Source organism: Haladaptatus sp. DJG-WS-42 (assembly GCF_037198285.1).
Classification (GTDB): Archaea; Halobacteriota; Halobacteria; order Halobacteriales; family Halococcaceae; genus QDMS2.
Map to the genome: position 1 here is coordinate 2,603,450 of NZ_CP147243.1, position 15,090 is coordinate 2,618,539.

At 62.2% G+C, this 15,090-nt stretch carries 16 protein-coding genes; 8 read left to right on the top strand and 8 right to left on the bottom strand.

The window, feature by feature from the left end; genetic code table 11:
* Positions 1 to 15: 15 nt before the first annotated feature.
* The 3 genes from menD to V5N47_RS14080 are packed head-to-tail and all read right to left on the bottom strand — an operon-like array spanning position 16 to position 3,732.
* Complete coding sequence (gene menD, locus V5N47_RS14070) at positions 16 to 1,752, bottom strand: 2-succinyl-5-enolpyruvyl-6-hydroxy-3-cyclohexene-1-carboxylic-acid synthase (RefSeq protein WP_338728393.1); 1,737 nt, start codon at positions 1,750 to 1,752, stop codon at positions 16 to 18.
* Positions 1,749 to 3,104 carry an isochorismate synthase gene (locus V5N47_RS14075; RefSeq protein WP_338728394.1) on the bottom strand — a complete coding sequence of 452 codons (1,356 nt, stop codon included), beginning with the start codon at positions 3,102 to 3,104 and terminating at the stop codon, positions 1,749 to 1,751. The genes menD and V5N47_RS14075 overlap by 4 nt, the downstream gene beginning before the upstream one ends.
* Before the next feature lie 31 nt (positions 3,105 to 3,135).
* On the bottom strand, positions 3,136 to 3,732 hold the full coding sequence (locus V5N47_RS14080) for a sulfite oxidase-like oxidoreductase (RefSeq protein WP_338728395.1): 597 nt from the start codon (positions 3,730 to 3,732) through the stop codon (positions 3,136 to 3,138).
* Positions 3,733 to 3,944: 212 nt separating this feature from the next.
* Here V5N47_RS14080 and V5N47_RS14085 point away from each other — a divergent pair, with 212 nt between their 5' ends.
* The 3 genes from V5N47_RS14085 (at position 3,945) to V5N47_RS14095 (ending at position 6,658) form a co-directional block, all read left to right on the top strand.
* Entirely contained in the window at positions 3,945 to 4,160 is a 216-nt protein-coding gene (locus V5N47_RS14085) for a cell surface protein (RefSeq protein WP_338728397.1), read from the top strand.
* A 64-nt stretch (positions 4,161 to 4,224) separates the two neighbouring features.
* The gene (locus tag V5N47_RS14090; RefSeq protein WP_338728398.1) at positions 4,225 to 4,503 is read left to right on the top strand and encodes a UPF0058 family protein; all 279 of its coding nucleotides are present in this window, start codon (positions 4,225 to 4,227) and stop codon (positions 4,501 to 4,503) included.
* Positions 4,504 to 4,588: 85 nt separating this feature from the next.
* Positions 4,589 to 6,658: a hypothetical protein gene (locus V5N47_RS14095; RefSeq protein WP_338728400.1), complete on the top strand. Its 2,070-nt coding sequence runs from the start codon at positions 4,589 to 4,591 to the stop codon at positions 6,656 to 6,658.
* A gap of 80 nt (positions 6,659 to 6,738) precedes the next feature.
* Here V5N47_RS14095 and V5N47_RS14100 read toward each other — a convergent pair whose 3' ends face one another.
* The gene (locus V5N47_RS14100; protein ID WP_338728401.1) at positions 6,739 to 7,041 is read right to left on the bottom strand and encodes a hypothetical protein; all 303 of its coding nucleotides are present in this window, start codon (positions 7,039 to 7,041) and stop codon (positions 6,739 to 6,741) included.
* A 189-nt stretch (positions 7,042 to 7,230) separates the two neighbouring features.
* On the opposite strand from V5N47_RS14100, the gene V5N47_RS14105 reads away from it, so the two are divergent.
* From V5N47_RS14105 to V5N47_RS14120, 4 genes are all read left to right on the top strand, one after another.
* The gene (locus V5N47_RS14105) at positions 7,231 to 8,553 is read left to right on the top strand and encodes an adenylosuccinate synthase (RefSeq protein ID WP_338728402.1); all 1,323 of its coding nucleotides are present in this window, start codon (positions 7,231 to 7,233) and stop codon (positions 8,551 to 8,553) included.
* 72 nt (positions 8,554 to 8,625) lie between these two features.
* Positions 8,626 to 8,820, top strand: coding sequence for a methytransferase partner Trm112 (locus tag V5N47_RS14110; protein WP_338728404.1), 195 nt, complete (start codon positions 8,626 to 8,628; stop codon positions 8,818 to 8,820).
* Positions 8,821 to 8,853: 33 nt separating this feature from the next.
* Positions 8,854 to 9,420: a hypothetical protein gene (locus V5N47_RS14115; protein WP_338728406.1), complete on the top strand. Its 567-nt coding sequence runs from the start codon at positions 8,854 to 8,856 to the stop codon at positions 9,418 to 9,420.
* Between the two features lie 82 nt (positions 9,421 to 9,502).
* Positions 9,503 to 9,709, top strand: coding sequence for a hypothetical protein (locus tag V5N47_RS14120; RefSeq protein ID WP_338728408.1), 207 nt, complete (start codon positions 9,503 to 9,505; stop codon positions 9,707 to 9,709).
* Here V5N47_RS14120 and V5N47_RS14125 read toward each other — a convergent pair.
* Positions 9,706 to 10,752, bottom strand: coding sequence for a DR2241 family protein (locus tag V5N47_RS14125; protein WP_338728410.1), 1,047 nt, complete (start codon positions 10,750 to 10,752; stop codon positions 9,706 to 9,708). The genes V5N47_RS14120 and V5N47_RS14125 overlap by 4 nt on opposite strands.
* Positions 10,749 to 11,621: a CbiX/SirB N-terminal domain-containing protein gene (locus tag V5N47_RS14130; RefSeq protein ID WP_338728411.1), complete on the bottom strand. Its 873-nt coding sequence runs from the start codon at positions 11,619 to 11,621 to the stop codon at positions 10,749 to 10,751. Before V5N47_RS14130 ends, V5N47_RS14125 begins: the two co-directional genes overlap by 4 nt.
* A gap of 100 nt (positions 11,622 to 11,721) precedes the next feature.
* Here V5N47_RS14130 and V5N47_RS14135 point away from each other — a divergent pair, with 100 nt between their 5' ends.
* The gene (locus V5N47_RS14135) at positions 11,722 to 12,795 is read left to right on the top strand and encodes a LeuA family protein (protein WP_338728413.1); all 1,074 of its coding nucleotides are present in this window, start codon (positions 11,722 to 11,724) and stop codon (positions 12,793 to 12,795) included.
* On the opposite strand, the gene V5N47_RS14140 is transcribed toward V5N47_RS14135, so the two are convergent.
* Together V5N47_RS14140 and V5N47_RS14145 are read right to left on the bottom strand one after the other, a co-directional pair.
* Positions 12,788 to 13,969: a CaiB/BaiF CoA-transferase family protein gene (locus V5N47_RS14140; RefSeq protein WP_338728415.1), complete on the bottom strand. Its 1,182-nt coding sequence runs from the start codon at positions 13,967 to 13,969 to the stop codon at positions 12,788 to 12,790. The genes V5N47_RS14135 and V5N47_RS14140 overlap by 8 nt on opposite strands.
* Positions 13,966 to 15,090 (bottom strand): ABC transporter ATP-binding protein, encoded by a 1,125-nt coding sequence (locus V5N47_RS14145; RefSeq protein WP_338728417.1) that lies wholly within the window; start codon positions 15,088 to 15,090, stop codon positions 13,966 to 13,968. Before V5N47_RS14145 ends, V5N47_RS14140 begins: the two co-directional genes overlap by 4 nt.

Below are 15,090 nucleotides of genomic sequence, written 5' to 3' on the forward strand. Positions count from 1 at the left end.
TGCGCCGCGGCTCGCTTACAGCGTCTCGGTTACGCGTGCTGTGAGTTGCTCGCGGAATCGATGGCTTGCCTCTGCGTCCGTCTGCACTTCGATGACGCGAGTTCCGGCCTTGCCAACAGACTCCTCGAACGCCTCGCGGAACTCGGCTCGACCTTCTGCGCGCACAAAGTCGAGGTCGTAAAGGTCGCCAGTCGGCTCGAAATCCAGCCCGTGTGGTGTCTTGAACTGGCTCGTAAACGGTGGGTCGAACGCCTCGATGGGGAGCATGTGGAAGATGCCGCCGCCGTCGTTGTTGATGAGGACGATGGTCGCATCCACGCCACACCGGGCGAGCGCGAGCAGGCCGTTCATGTCGTGGTAGTAGGCTAAGTCGCCGGTCACGAGCACCAGCGGGTCGTCTGTCGCACTGGCCGCGCCGAGCGCCGAACTCGTGATGCCGTCGATGCCGCTCGCGCCACGATTTGCGAGCGCCGTAATCGTCGCTTCGTGGGGTTTTCCGAAGCGATCTGCGTCGCGCACGGGCATGGAGTTTGAGACGAACAGCGTCGTCGGGTCGGGCGCGAGTTCGACCACATCAGAGAGCACCGTCCCTTCGAAAAACGCCTCCTCGTGAGCGGCTGCGACGAGTTCCCAGTAGCGGGTTTCCGCTTCCTCGAACGTCTGTGTCCACTCGCCCGCGTCCATTGTGAGCGCCTCTGAGAGCGCCTCAGCCACCTGTGTTGGGTCTGCGACGACGAGGTCACTCGCGGTGAACGTCGCCTCTCGCCACTCACCAACGGGGTCTACCACGAACTGGCGCGCACCCGAGTCACGGAGATAGTGTTGGAGCGTCTTTGAGGTCGGTGCGGCTCCAAAGCGGAGGACGACAGCCGGTTCGGGGAGGGTGGTTATGTAGGAATCGTAGCCGCCGAGAATTGGGCGGTCGGCGATGTGTGGCCCCCACCGAACCCGCGAGAGCGGGTCAGCGAGCACTGGGAAGCCAGTCGCGTCCGCAAGTGCGCCAATCGCCGTTGGGGCCGGGCCGTGGTCGTCTGGGCCGATGACGATGAGGCCGCGCTCTGCCTGCTCGAAGGTTTCTACCAGTTCATCGCGCGTCGTTGCATCGAGCGTCGGGCGTCCCTCTGCGACTTCGACAAACGGCCCGTCTCGGCCGGCCGTGGCGAGTGGGTACTCCTCTTCGAACCCATCGGGAACGTCGCCCGGAACCTCAATGGGGTCGAGCGGTTTCCGGAAGGGAACGTTCAGATGCACGGGGCCGGGATGGGTGCCTTCAGCCTCCGCGACCGCTCGCGCACAATCAGTCCGAAGCGAGCGCAGTTTGCGGTCTTCGACCGCTGGCTCAGGAAGGTCACGATACCACCGGACGGCGCTCCCGTAGAGTTTCTCTTGGTCGATGGTCTGGTTCGCGCCGCTGTCTCTGAGTTCGGGTGGGCGGTCTGCGGTGAGCACGAGCATCGGAACGCGCGCCTGCGACGCTTCGATGATCGCCGGGTGGAAGTTCGCGGCCGCGGTTCCCGACGTGCAGACAAGCGGCGTTGGTCGCCCGGTTCGTTTCGCCCGGCCAAGCGCGAAGTATGCGGCAGACCGCTCATCGAGGTGGGAGAACACACGGATGTCGGGATGGCGCGAAAAGGCGACGGTGAGCGGCGTCGAGCGACTGCCGGGGGCGATGCAGACGGCGTCGAGGCCAGCCTTTGCAAACTCGTCTACCAGCACGCGCGCCCAGAGGGTGTTTTTGTTGGGTGCGCTCATTCGAGTTCGTCCAACATCGGGCGGTATTTGAGCTGTACTTCGTCCCACTCGGCGTCGGGGTCTGAGTCAGCGACGATACCGGCTCCGGCGAACAGCGTCGCCTCCGTGCCGCGAGCCACCGCAGAGCGCAACGCGACGGCGAACGACCCATTCCCGGCGGCGTCGAACCAACCAACAGGCGCGGCGTACCACCCACGGTCGAACGTTTCGGTGTCGCGGATGGTCTGTTTCGCGCGCTCGGGTGGCAGGCCGCCGACGGCGGGCGTCGGGTGGAGCGCCTCAACCAGTGAGAGCACGTGTTCATCGTGGCTGAGTTCGGCGCTGATGGGCGTCTGGAGGTGCTGGACGGTTGCGAGCCGACGCAGGCCGAGTGGCCCGAGCGTCACGCTCGACGCGAACGGTTCGAGTTGCTCGCGGATGGTTTCAGCCACGACGTTGTGCTCGTGGCGGTCTTTCTCGCTCGTAAGCAGTTCCTCGCCGAGCCACTCGTCTTCTTCCGGTGTGTCGCCGCGGCCCGTCGAACCGGCGAGCGCGACCGTCGAGACCGTACGCCCGCGCAGCGAGACGAGTCCTTCAGGAGTTGCGCCGAAAAACGCTCCCTCCTCGTCAGGCGAGACGAGAAAACGGTGACAATCGGGATACGTGGTGGCGAGTCGGGCAAGTGCACCAGGCACGGAGAGTTCAGTGTCGAGGGTTGCGGTGAGCGCCTGTGCGAGGACAACTTTCGTGAGTTCGCCGCTGTGAATGCGCGAGAGTGCCGCTTCGACCTGTGCGTTCCACGTTTCGCGCGGCGTGGTGAGTTGCACGGAGGAGACGCCGGGTGGTTGGGTTTCGGGTTCGGCTGTCGGCAGCGCAGCGAGTGTTTCGCGTTCGCGTTTGAGCAGATTCGCCGCTGTCGCAGGGGTCGCGTTTGGCCCCGAGAGCGTGACCGTCAGATACGTTTTCGCGTCGGTCTGGGCGAGTTGCACTCGCGGGAGGACGAACTGGGCGTCGGGAAACCCAGCCCACGCAGAGTTGTCGTCTTCAGTTGGCCCTTCGTTGAACGAAAACCCCCCGAACAACCGCGGGCGGGCAGCTTCGGGGAGGCGCTCTGGGGTGATACTCTGTGAAAACAGTGTCTCTGCCTGCGTGCGAATCGCGTCGAAGCGAGTGGCGCCCGACGCGGTGAGGGTTTCTGTCGAACCGAAGGCGACGATAGACGGGGCGTTCGGCGCGCTCCACGTGAATCGTGGCGCGTCTGCGGTGTCGAGAAGGCGATGGAGAGAAACGGGCGCGACCTCGCAGGCCCGACTGACGAAGGTGGCGTCGTCCGCCGCGTGCGCCACCGTCTCGTCGCTGCGCAGGGGTTCCATTACCGGTATTCAGTGCTGGCGACTATTTAGCCTAACTATAGCGTTCCTCGTTCCACGGATTTGCCGTCTGGGAGTAGCCGCGCTTCTCCCAGTAGCCGCGCTCTGGTTCGGTGAGGAACTCGACGCCCTTCACCCACTTCGAGCCCTTGTAGGCATAGCGGTGGGGCATCACGACCCGAAGCGGGCCGCCGTGGTCGGGTTCGAGCGGCTCGCCCTCGTACGCCCACGTGAACAGCATTTCGTCGCGCATGCACTCTGCGAGCGGGAGGTCAGTCGAATAGTCGTCCATCCCGTAGAACATGACGTGGGTGGCGTCGTCGCGCACCTGTGCCAACTCTGCGAGCGTCGGGAACGTCACGCCCGTCCACGAACAGTCGAGTTTGCTCCACCCGGTGACGCAGTGAAAGTCCTGTAATTGGGTCTCGCTCGGTAGGTCGGTGAACTCCTCCCACGAGAGCGTGAGCGGGTTATCGACGGCTCCCCACACCTCGAACTTCCACGTCTCTTTGTTCCATTTTGGCGTCCCGCCCTTCGAGAGGACGGGGAACCGAGACGTCTCTCGCTGTCCCGGCGGCAGGCGTTTTTCACCGAACTCTTTGTAGACATTCGTCACGTCTCGCTCGCTCATACCCATTCTACGTGTCGGAAAGTCGTAAGAGTTGTCGAACCGTCGCGCACTGGGCGAGTTCTCATTGGCACCCGCGGACGCACCTCTCACGCTGTGCACGCGTCTTTTCTGGGCCACTGGCACGAACGAACATCGTCACATGTCTTCACGTAGCGCGAATCTCGTTCCCCGTCAGAGTTAAATACGGCTCCCACGAAGCGGCGACTATTCCGATGCCCAAAGTTGAGCTAACAATCCCGGAGCACCTCGAGATGCAGATTACGCAGATGGTAGAGAGCGGCGAATTCATGAACCGCGAAGAGGCCGTCCAGCAACTCATCTCAGCCGGGCTCAAAGCGTACAAGACGAGCGGGCCGATGGACGACGAACCGATGGGTGGGTTCGAAGACGACGGGATGATGGGTCACGAAGACGAATACGTCTTCTAACCCGGCCAATTGTGGTACCAGTTGTCAGAAATTCTTAAGCGGCGTTCTCGCTAAACACCCGCTAATGCACAAAGATGAACTTCTTCAGCTGCACGAGCAGATGGTGACTATCATGGAGAACTACTCGGAGATTTCGGGTGTAGACGCGACCCTCTTTGACCCGTACTACCAACTCGACGTCACGCCAGCCGATGTTCACAAGTCAAAAAGCGAGCACAAACACGCCGTCTTCGTCCTCGGTAACGCACTCGCGAACGCGATGAGCGAAGACGAGTTCTCGAACGCAGGCCGTATCGGCAAGCGTATGCAGGAACTTGCAGAAGACGCAGAGTCCAAACTCTGACCGGTCATCTCTCTCTCTCACCTTTCTTTCCAGAATATGATGAGTCGTGCGGAAACTATTTGCCGTTATTCTTGCTTTTGTGACTATGGACCAAACTACGGTCGAGCGAATCCAGGCGTGGGACGCTCGGTCGTTCGCACAAGGCTACCGAGGCCTGCATACGCTCGCCGACGAGGCGTTCTCCGGCGCGGTATCTGCAGGCGGCGCGTGGCTCTTCATGCTGAACGGCCGCGTCGTCGGCATCGCAGACGGTGATATTGCGGCGTTCGAGGACGCCTCCGGCACGGCGTACGCCGCGCCCCACTCGTCGCTCCCCCTGCTCTTGTTCATGCAACAAGCAGACGGCGAGACGCGCGCGAAGTACTATACCAACGACACACCGCTTCGTGAGGTGAACGACCAACTCACGAGCGGCAACTTCAGCGGCTACATCGAGCTGTCTGAAAACGTGCTGTCTGGCGACTACTACGTTGTCTACTACGCCGGGCGCGCAAAGAGCATCGCCTTTGTCGGCACCAGCGGTCGGATGCTCACCGACGACGAAGCCTTCGACCGCGCGGCCGACGAAGTCGGGATTTACTCGGTCAACGCGGTCGATATCGACATCATTGACCTGCCAGAACCAGAGCCAGAGCCGGAGCCGGAACCCGAACCAACGCCCGTCGCTGAGCCAGACGTTGTGGACGACCCTGAGCCAGAACCGGAGCCGGCGCCGACAGATGAAGCGGAACCCGACGCTGACGATACCGCTGAAGAGTCCTCCGTTGCTGCTGACGATGCACCTGCGGAGCCAACCATGGCTAACAGCGAGGCAGCGTCAGTGGAGGCCACCACGGACGTCGAACCGGAACCAGCGTCGGACTCTGAGCCGGAGCCAGCACCCGAACCCGACGCCGAGTCCGCTCCAGACCCGCTCGCAGAGCCAGAGTCACCGCCTGCGTCGCGCCTGCCCCGGTCTGAAGAGCGCGAACCCGCGGAGGTCAGCCGCGCACCCAGTGCGTCGAGCCTGAGCGCGAAGGCACTCGAAACGCGGACGATTCCGTCGCTCGACCCGGCGAAGACAGAAGACTCCGGTGCGCGCATCGACACCTCGAAGCGAGTGAATGAGGCGAGCAAGCCAGACCGCTCGCGCGTCCGCGAATCGGTGTCAGAGCGGGCGACGGGCACGCCAACCGCGCCGCCAAAGCAGCCAACAGCGTCACAGCCAGCTCCCGAACTCGAAGACCTCAAAGCCGAGTTGCAAAACCAGAAAAACGAGGTGACACGCCTCGAAGCACAACTCGAACAGGCCAGCACGGAACGCGATGACCTGCGCGCAGAGCGTGACGACCTCGCGGCAGACGTCGAGCGGCTTGAAGCCGAGGTGACGCGACTCGAAGACCTGCTCTCACAGGCAGAAGCGAGTGGCGCGGCCGTTGGCCGCGAACAGACCCTCTCGCCCACGGACGCCTTAGACGGCACGAACCTCTTCATCCGCTACCACACGAAGGGGAAGGCAACGCTCGAAAAGGCCTTCCACGGCGAAGCGAAGCCAGACGGGGTCATCGAGAACCTCCGTATCGAACACCACACGCAGTTCGACGCGTCGTCGGTTGCCGTAAACGGCGCGCAGTTCGAGACGTTCCTCACGAACACCGTCGAATACCGGTTCGTCGCGTGGACGATTCAGACGCTCATATTCGAGATTGCGGACACGCGAAACACGAACGCGCTTGGCGACCTCTACGAGGCGATTCCGAAAATCGACCGCGCAGAGCTGAACGCGAACGTCGGCGTGAAATACATAGAAAACGGCGAAGAACACCGCGAGCAGTTGAAATTCGACGTGGTGTTGCGCGACCGGATGGGCAACCCCCTCGTGGTCGCAAACTTCAACGATTCGCGCGACCCGGCCACCGAAGCAATGCTCGCGTCGCTCGTCAAACAGGGGACGCGCGTCGCAGAAACCTCGGACAGCCTGAGTGCTGCGTTCTTCGTCACGACGAGCTTTTACGAGCCAGAAGCGCTCGAAACGGCCGTCGATGCTGCAGGTGGCGGCCTGCTCAGTCGGGATAAGCGAAAGAGCTTCGTGAAACTCTCGCGCAAGCAGGGCTATCACCTGTGTCTCATTGAAGCACGCGGCGGCGAGTTCTATATGAACGTCCCAGAACTGTAGGGACGTTCAACGACATAGCTAAACGAAAGAGAGGCGTCTGCGCGTTGCAGACGGTAGTTGGGGTAGCTAGCGAAGAACGATTATGCGAGTTCGGTCGCGCCTTCGATTTTCATTCCTTCGAGCTTTTCGATGATCTGGTCGACCTTGCCGTCGAGTTCGGCGACGAACTCTTTGGTTCGGTCGGTTGTGATTGCACCTTGACTCGATGGCTCGATGAGGTTCTCCTCTTCGAGCACGCGGAGGGAGTAGCGTACTTTGTGGTGCGGGTAGCCGGTTTCGTTGGACATCTTCACGATCCCGATGGGTTCGTTTTCGATGACCATCTTCAGGACTTGAAGGTGACGTTCCAGCATATCGACTTCCTTCTCAAGTCGGTCTATCATGGCATTTGTTAACTTGTGTTTGAAGCTTTTAAAGGTTGCTGTCGCCACACCCGAATAGAATGGTAGATTCGGTCTTTGCGTGTGGCATTAATTAACGCTTCGGCTTGCGACACAACATGACACGTATTGTGAGTTTATCGCGTCGGCAATTCCGTAATCTGTTTACCCCGGTAACAGGAACTGCCGCGTATGACCGTAACCATCGTCGGTTCGCAGCTCGGCGACGAGGGCAAAGGCGGCGTCGTTGACCTCTGGGGCGACAATGCCGACATCGTTGCCCGCTACCAGGGCGGCGACAACGCAGGCCACACCGTCGTCCACGGCGGCGAAAAATACAAACTCTCGCTCGTTCCGAGCGGGGCCGTCCGGGGCAAAATCGGCGTCCTCGGCAACGGCTGTGTCGTGAATCCAGAAACGCTCTTTTCAGAGATTGACGCGCTCGCAGAGCGCGGCCTCTCACCGGACGTCCGCGTCGCAGAGCGCGCCCACGTCATCCTCCCGTACCACAAAGTGCTGGACGGCATCGAGGAGACAGCCAAGTCCGACTCCGACTTAGACGCCGGCACCACGGGCCGCGGCATCGGTCCGACCTACGAGGACAAAGCCGGTCGCCGCGGCATCCGCATCGGCGACCTCTTAGACCCCGACGTGCTCCGCGAGCGCCTCGAATACGTCGTCCCACAGAAACGCGCCCTCGCAGAGGACGTCTTTGGCGTCGAAACCGGCGCAGAGTTCGACGTGGACGCACTGTTTGATCAGTACAAACGCTTCGGCGAGCGCCTCGCTGAGGGCGACATGACCGTGAACGCGGGCGAGTTCCTCACGAACGCCATCGAAGACGGGAAGAACGTGATGTTCGAGGGTGCACAGGGCACGTCCATCGACATCGACCACGGCATCTACCCGTACGTCACCTCCTCGAACCCGACCTCCGGCGGCGCGTCCGTCGGCACGGGCGTTGCACCCACCATTGTCGGCAAAGGCGACGTCGTCGGCATCGTGAAATCCTACCTCTCCCGGGTCGGCACGGGGCCGCTCCCGACCGAACTCGACGGCGACATGAAAGCCCTCGCAGACCAGATTCGCGAGAAAGGCGGCGAGTTTGGAACCGTCACCGGTCGCCCACGCCGCATCGGCTGGCTCGACATGCCGATGCTCCGCCACGCAGAGCGCGCGAGCGGTTTCACTGGCCTTGCAATCAACCACATCGACGTACTCGCCGGGCTTGGCGACCTCAAAGTCGGCCACTCCTACACCCTCGACGGAGAGGAAATCTTCACGGTCCCACCGACCACCGAACAGTGGGCGCGCTGTGAGCCGACCTACAAGGAGTTCGCAGGCTGGGACGACGTTGACTGGAGCGCCGTCGCAGAAGACGGCTGGGACGCGATTCCGGACAACGCACAGACGTACTTAGAATACATCAGCGACGAACTCGACACCGACATCTTCGCCGTCGGCATGGGTCCAGACCGCGAGCAGACGGTCATCTTGGAGAACCCGCTCGAATAAAACGGAGCGGAGACCCGTCACGCTTTTAGCGATACCTTCCCACACGTTCAGTATGACCACGGGTGAGCTTCGATGAAGGAATCGCTGATGGACATTCTTTGCTGTCCGATGGACAAGAGCGACCTCGAACTGGAGGTCGACGAGCGCGACGACGAAGAAATCCTCTCTGGAACCCTTGTCTGCACCGAGTGTGGCGAGACGTTCCCAATCGAGGACGGCATCCCGAACCTCCTCCCGCCGGACATGCGGGAGGACATTGCGGCCTGAACCTTTTTCTACTGTCCCGTTGACTTCAGTGACGTGTCCGATACGCTTCCCGTGCACGTCAACCGCGGCCGACTCCACGCACTTGAGACACCGGACTCTTTTGAGACGGGCGGGACGTTCACCGTCAATCTCGTCAATCACGGCGAGCCGGTGCACGTCCACCTGCACTTAGACGACGCGCTCTCGGAAGTCGCCACCCTCGAAGCGGGGAACCACCACGTCAAATCCGAATCCACCCGGCCGGTTCGTATCTCCGTTTTCGACGGCAAGCGCCCCGTTCGCGGGAAACTCAAAGTCGTCTCCGCCTACGGTGCAGAGACGAAGTTCATCGACGTGAAAATCGCTGAGCCGACGGTCGAAAAACAACCGGTCGAGGTCGATGAATCGCTCGGGAAACCGGTTCCGAACCCGGAGTCATCCGGCGGGCTGTTCGAGGGCTCCACGTTTGAGTCGAAAGACCTGCCCGTGTTGATACTCGGGGTCGCCGCGCTCGTCCTCGCGCTCGTCGCGCTGCTCACCGCAAACAGCACGGTCTTCTTGTTTGGCGTGCTCGCGGTGCTCGCGGGCGTCCTCGTCGCGGTTTATTTCATTCTCTCGTGACGCTCACGATATTTGAAGTATATAAACCGTCCTACACCCGTCTGACTGAAATTTATAATCTCTGCTGAATTAGAAGGTCGTCATGTTTGGTGCGTGGCGCATTCCGCTCGGAGACCGAGTGAAGTCGAAAGCGGTGTTAGCGTGGCTGTACCTGTTTGCCTGCCTCGTTGGCCTGCTCATCGTCGATAGCCGAACAACTGTTACCGGAGTTACGTTCATGCCACTCATTCTGGCGGTCGCCGTGACGCTTGCGTTGCCGTTCTGGCCGCTGTTCCGGAAACTTCGCTAGCGCTCGAATCGCCCGTCGGTCAGTCGCTTTGCCCGCAGGTAGCGCGCCCGATACCGGTTTGCACCATCGTACACGTCGGCTTCTCGAATCTCAGCTACGCGCCCCTCCGAAACCGCCTCCACCAGTTCTCCTAACTGCTCGAACTCGCTCTCGGTCAGCGTCAACTCGTAGGTTTGCTCCGATTCCTGTTCGAGTTTCGTCCACTTTCGCGCCGCGGCGACGACGAGCGAACACGGTTCTCGACACGGGAACTCACCCTCACCACGCGGTACCGAGAGGGGCGTCTCTGCATCTTCGTCCCACTCGCGGCGTTTCAGGCACTGGGAATCGACACAGCACGCTTCGGCCACCCACTCGACCGCCTCCACCGGAAGCTCGTCGATGATGTCGTAGATTCCGGTCTGGCGTTCTGCGGTCTCGCGGAAGTGCGTCACATCAAGTTCGCTTTCCCGCTCTCGATACCAGTTTGCGACCGTCGCTGGGTAGAAAAAGTCCACCGTCCGCAGCAGGTCGCGCCCAGAGAGCGAGACGAACTCCCACCCACCGGCGAGCGTCGGCGCGGTCTTGAGCGGTCGATACCGACCATCCGCGTCGCGTTTCGCGATATCGCGGGCGTCGAGTGGGTCGGTGTAGCTGGCTAACGTTTCAGCATTCACGCCTGCATCTGTGACGTGGCACACGCGATACGTCCGCTCGCCCGTCTCAGTAATTGCCGCGGTGATGTGAAGTTCGCCCCACTCCGTAGAGAGACCGTCGCTGAGCGTTTCATAGCGGGTCGCCACGCTCGTCCCGTCTGCACCTTCCAGATCGCGCAAAAACGCGCGGCGTGCCGGGTCGTCGAGGCTTTGCCAGTAGTCCCAGTTCGACACGAGCCACGGGTGGTCTGCAGCGACGGCGTCGAACGCTTCCTTGCTCAGGCCCTCGTGGCGCGTCGCGGGCGTTTCGAACGTGTAGCCGTTCTCGTTCTGTGAGACAACGAGACCGTCACACGAGACGCCGTCTGCGGCGGCTTCTCTGAGCGCGGCGCGGTGGGGTTCCGTCATTGCCCACCTCCCACGGCGCGGGTTGCTTCACGCACTGTTTCAACGGCGTCGCCAACGGGCGCGCCCGCATCAGCGGCGCGTTCGAGAATCACGTCTGCCATCAGGCGCTCGGTACCGACCGCCCCCGAGTACCAGATGCGGTGGCCATCGACCGTTGCGGGAACGTCGTATCCCGTGCGGTAGTCGTCGGTGAGGCCCATGTCCTCGGGGATGTCCTCTTGGGTGTGGAAGCCATCCGCGATGAACAGCGGGACGACGACGATATCCTCCGACTCGAAGAAGTCGGTCACGTCGTCAACCTCTGGTTCCTCATCCATGAACAGCGCCTCGACCTCCGTGAATCGCCCGGAGTCGCGGATGCGGTCTGCGTGGTAGTGAATCGCCTTCGCGGAGTTCGCGTTGCGTTCGGTGCCGTGGCCGACGACGGCGAGACCGAAGTCCGGCCCGACCTCGGGGTCGCCCGTCACCGACTCTGCTCGACGAATTATCACGTCGGTCATCGACTCGTGGGTACCAACCGGTCCGCAGTAGTGCACTGTCTTTCCGGTGTCTTCACTCGTGAGCGTGACGTGGGTCGCGCTCAACCCGTCAGAGTCCCAGTCGGCCACGTCCCAGCCAGCAAGGCGCAGTTCCCGGGGAATCACCTGTTCGGTGAAGTAGCCCTCGCTGATGAACAGTGGAACGACGTACACCTCGTCACTTTCGAGCGTGCGAATGACCTCTCTGAACGACGGCTCTTCTTTCCAGAACGCCTCGCGCACCTCGTCGAACACGCCCGCGGCTCGAATCGTGTCCGCGTGGGCGAACGTCGGGGTGCTCGACTCCGCGTTCAGATGCGAACCGTGGGCGGCAATCACGAGCGCCTTCATTAATAACATCTCTTGGGAGAGGTCGGCCTTAGCGGCTTCGCCCGCGGAAACCCACACATGCAGGGGGAAATCGTTTGGTCGTTGCTTTCCTCTTTTCACCATGAAACTGCTTGACGTCACCCTCCGAGAGGGAGAGCAACGACCGGGGCGGCGTTTTTCGGTCGATGAAAAGGTCGCCGCCGCCCGCCACCTTGACGCGCTCGGCGTGGACTACATCCAACTCGGGTTTCCCGTCGCAGACGACCGCACGAAGCGCGTCGCAGCCAGGTACGACGGCACCGCCAAAACAACGGGTATCGCCCGCGCCATCGAAGGCGACATCGAAGCCACCGTCGACGCGGGCGTGGACGTTATCGACCTCTTCGCGCCGACGAGCGACGCCCAGCGCGAGTTTATGCTCGGTGACTCCCGCGACGACCTGCTTACGTCCATTCAGAAGGCGCTCGACGTTGCCCACGACACCGGCCTCGAAGTCCACTTCACCGCGATGGACGGGTTTCGCACGGACCTCGACTTTCTCACAGAAGTCGTCGAAGCCGTCGATGCGGAGTACGTCACCATCGCAGACACCGTCGGCAGTCGGACACCGAGAGGCGTCGAAGAAACGCTCACCGCCCTCGATACCGACCTCACGCGCGTCGGCGTCCACTTCCACGACGACATCGGCGTCGCCACCGCAAACGCGCTCGCTGCTGCTGACATGGGCGTTGGCCGCGTAGACGTGTCGGTCGCAGGCATCGGCGAGCGTGCCGGAAACGTCCCGACAGAGGAGTTCGTCGTCGCCGGATTGCTCGGCGAAGAGGCCGTCGAGTCGAACATCGACACCACGAATCTGCTCACCCACGCTCACGCCGTTCTCGACGCGCTTGGCGAGGACGTGGCCGACTGGAAACCCCTCCTAGGCGACCAAGTGTTCTCCCACGAATCGGGATTACATACCGCCGCGATGTTGGACGACCCGGCGCTGTTCGAGCCGTTCGACCCCGCAGCGTTTGGCGGGACCCGTCGCCTGCTGTTCGGCCCTGATACGGGACGCGGCGCAGCGCGACGACTCCTCACTCGTGCGGACGTCGAACCGACCGACAAGCGGGTGGCCGCGCTGCTTTCTGCACTTGGTGAAAGAGAAGAAGTGGAACTGGACGACGCGCTCTCGCTCGCCCGCGCGGTCAGATAGCGCCCTGTTCTCTGAGCGCTTCGATTTCTGTACTCGAATAGCCGAGGCTGGCGAGAATCGAGCCGGTGTCCTCGCCGAGCGTCGGCGGATCGTCCGAGTCAATCGGCGAGAACGCAGACGAGCGGATGGGAGAGCGCGGCACGTTCACGCTGTCGCCGTCGCCCTCCGCGACGTGAATCGACGTGAGCGCGTCCGTGGCCGCGAGGTGTGGGTCGTTACAGACCTCACGGATGTTGTTCACGGGCGCGACGGGGACGCCCGCCTCGTGGAGTTTGTCCACAATCGCTGCCCGGTCGAACTGTCGAAGTTCGACGGCGAGCAAGTCGGTGAGCACCTCGACGTTCTCGCGGCGGTCTGCGAGCGTCTCGAAGCGGCTGTCTTCGTGGAGCGAGAGGTCGAGCGCGCTGCAAAATGCACGCCACTGGTGTTCGCCAGATGGCCCGACAAACACCCACTTCTCGTCTGCGGTCTGGAACACGTCGTAGGGTGCCCAGTTCGGATGGCCCGCGCCGAGGGGTTCCGGCACGTCGTCGTAGGCTTGGGTGAACGAGAGCCAGTAGCCCATGAGCGCGACGGTGCTCTCGAACAGCGGCGCGGACACCTTCTGTCCCTCGCCGGTCTCTTCGCGTTGGCGGAGCGCAGCGAGGATGCCAATTGCGCCGTAAAGCGAGGCGGCCATGTCCGCGACGCTCGTCCCCGACCGGACGGGTGGTTCGCCGGGATGGCCGGTCACGCTCATCAGCCCCGAGAGTGCCTCTGCGACCGGGTCGAGGGCGGGATGTTCCTCATAGGGGCCTTCGTTGAACCCCTTTATCGAACAGTAGACGAGTTTTGGGTATTGTTCTCTCAGCGAGTCGTAGCCGACGCCGAGGCGTTCTGCTGTGCCCGGCTTGAAGTTCTCGACGACCACGTCCGCATCCGCGAGCAGTTGGTGGAAGATGTCGAGCCCGTCGTCGGTTTTCAAGTCGAGCGTGATGCTCTCTTTGTCCCGATTGACGTAGTTGAACGAGCTGTTGCCAAGCGGCGACGAATCGCGCACGAGGTCGCCGCCCTTTGGGTGTTCGACCTTGATGACGCGCGCGCCCATGTCTGCGAGCAACAGCGAACAGAACGGCCCGGCGATGATGTGCCCGAGTTCGAGCACGGTCACGTCTGAGAGAGGTCTGTCACTCATGGAAGCTGGGTTTGGTTCGCCGCGAGGTCGTCACCGAAGCAAATCGTCTCGCCGTTCTCCCCGAAGATGTAGCAGTCCTCGCGGTCGAACCCGACGGTGAGTTCGTCACCCGGTTGTGCGTCATCGACTTCGGCAGAGACCACGTCTACGCGAGTGCCGTCTGCGGTTTTGCCGTGTACCACCGATTCCGTACCGAGCGGTTCGACGACCTCTGCGGTCACCGTGAATCGAATGTCGCCGCCGGACGGTCGGAGATATTGTGGCCGGACGCCGAGCGTCACCGTCTCGCCGACGTGTCCATCGAGGTGGGAGCCAACGGGCAACCGAATGCCGTGGCCTTCGATGGTTGGGGTGCCGTCTGCGTCCGTGACCGAACACCGGAGCAGGTTGGTCGAGGGCGTGCCGATGAAGCCCGCCACGTACTCTGACTGTGGCCGGTGGAACAGCGTCCGTGGCGGGTCGAACTGCGCGACGTGGCCCTCACGCAAGAGCACCACGCGGTCTGACATGGTCATCGCCTCCGTCTGGTCGTGGGTGACGTAGACGATGGTGGTGTCCAACTCCTGGTGGAGGCGCTGAATTTCGACGCGCAACTCGGATTTGAGCTTCGCGTCTAAGTCGCTCATCGGCTCGTCGAGCAGGAGCACCTCCGGGTCTTGGACGAACGCGCCGCCGAGGGCGACGCGCTGTTGTTGTCCGCCCGAGAGTTCCGCGGGCATCTTTTCGAGTTGCTCTTCGATTTGGAGCACGCGGGCGGCCTCCTCGATTTTCTCGTCTCGTTCGGCTTTCGGGACGCCGTGAATCTTGAGGCCGTACCCGATGTTCTCGCGGACGCTCATGTGGGGGTAGAGCGCGATGGATTGGAACACCATCGAGACGTTCCGCTTCTGGGGCGGGAGGTCGGTCACGTCGTCGTCACCGAAGTGAATCCGCCCTGAGGTGGGCGTCTCGAGCCCGGCGAGCATTCGCAGCGTGGTGGTTTTCCCACACCCAGAGGGGCCAACGAGTGTCGTGAAGGAACCGGCGGGAATCTCCAGTGAAACGTCGTCTACTGCGACGTGCGTCTGGCCGAGTGTTGTGAACTCTTTGCGAACCGTGTCGAGTCGAATGGATTGTGCCAT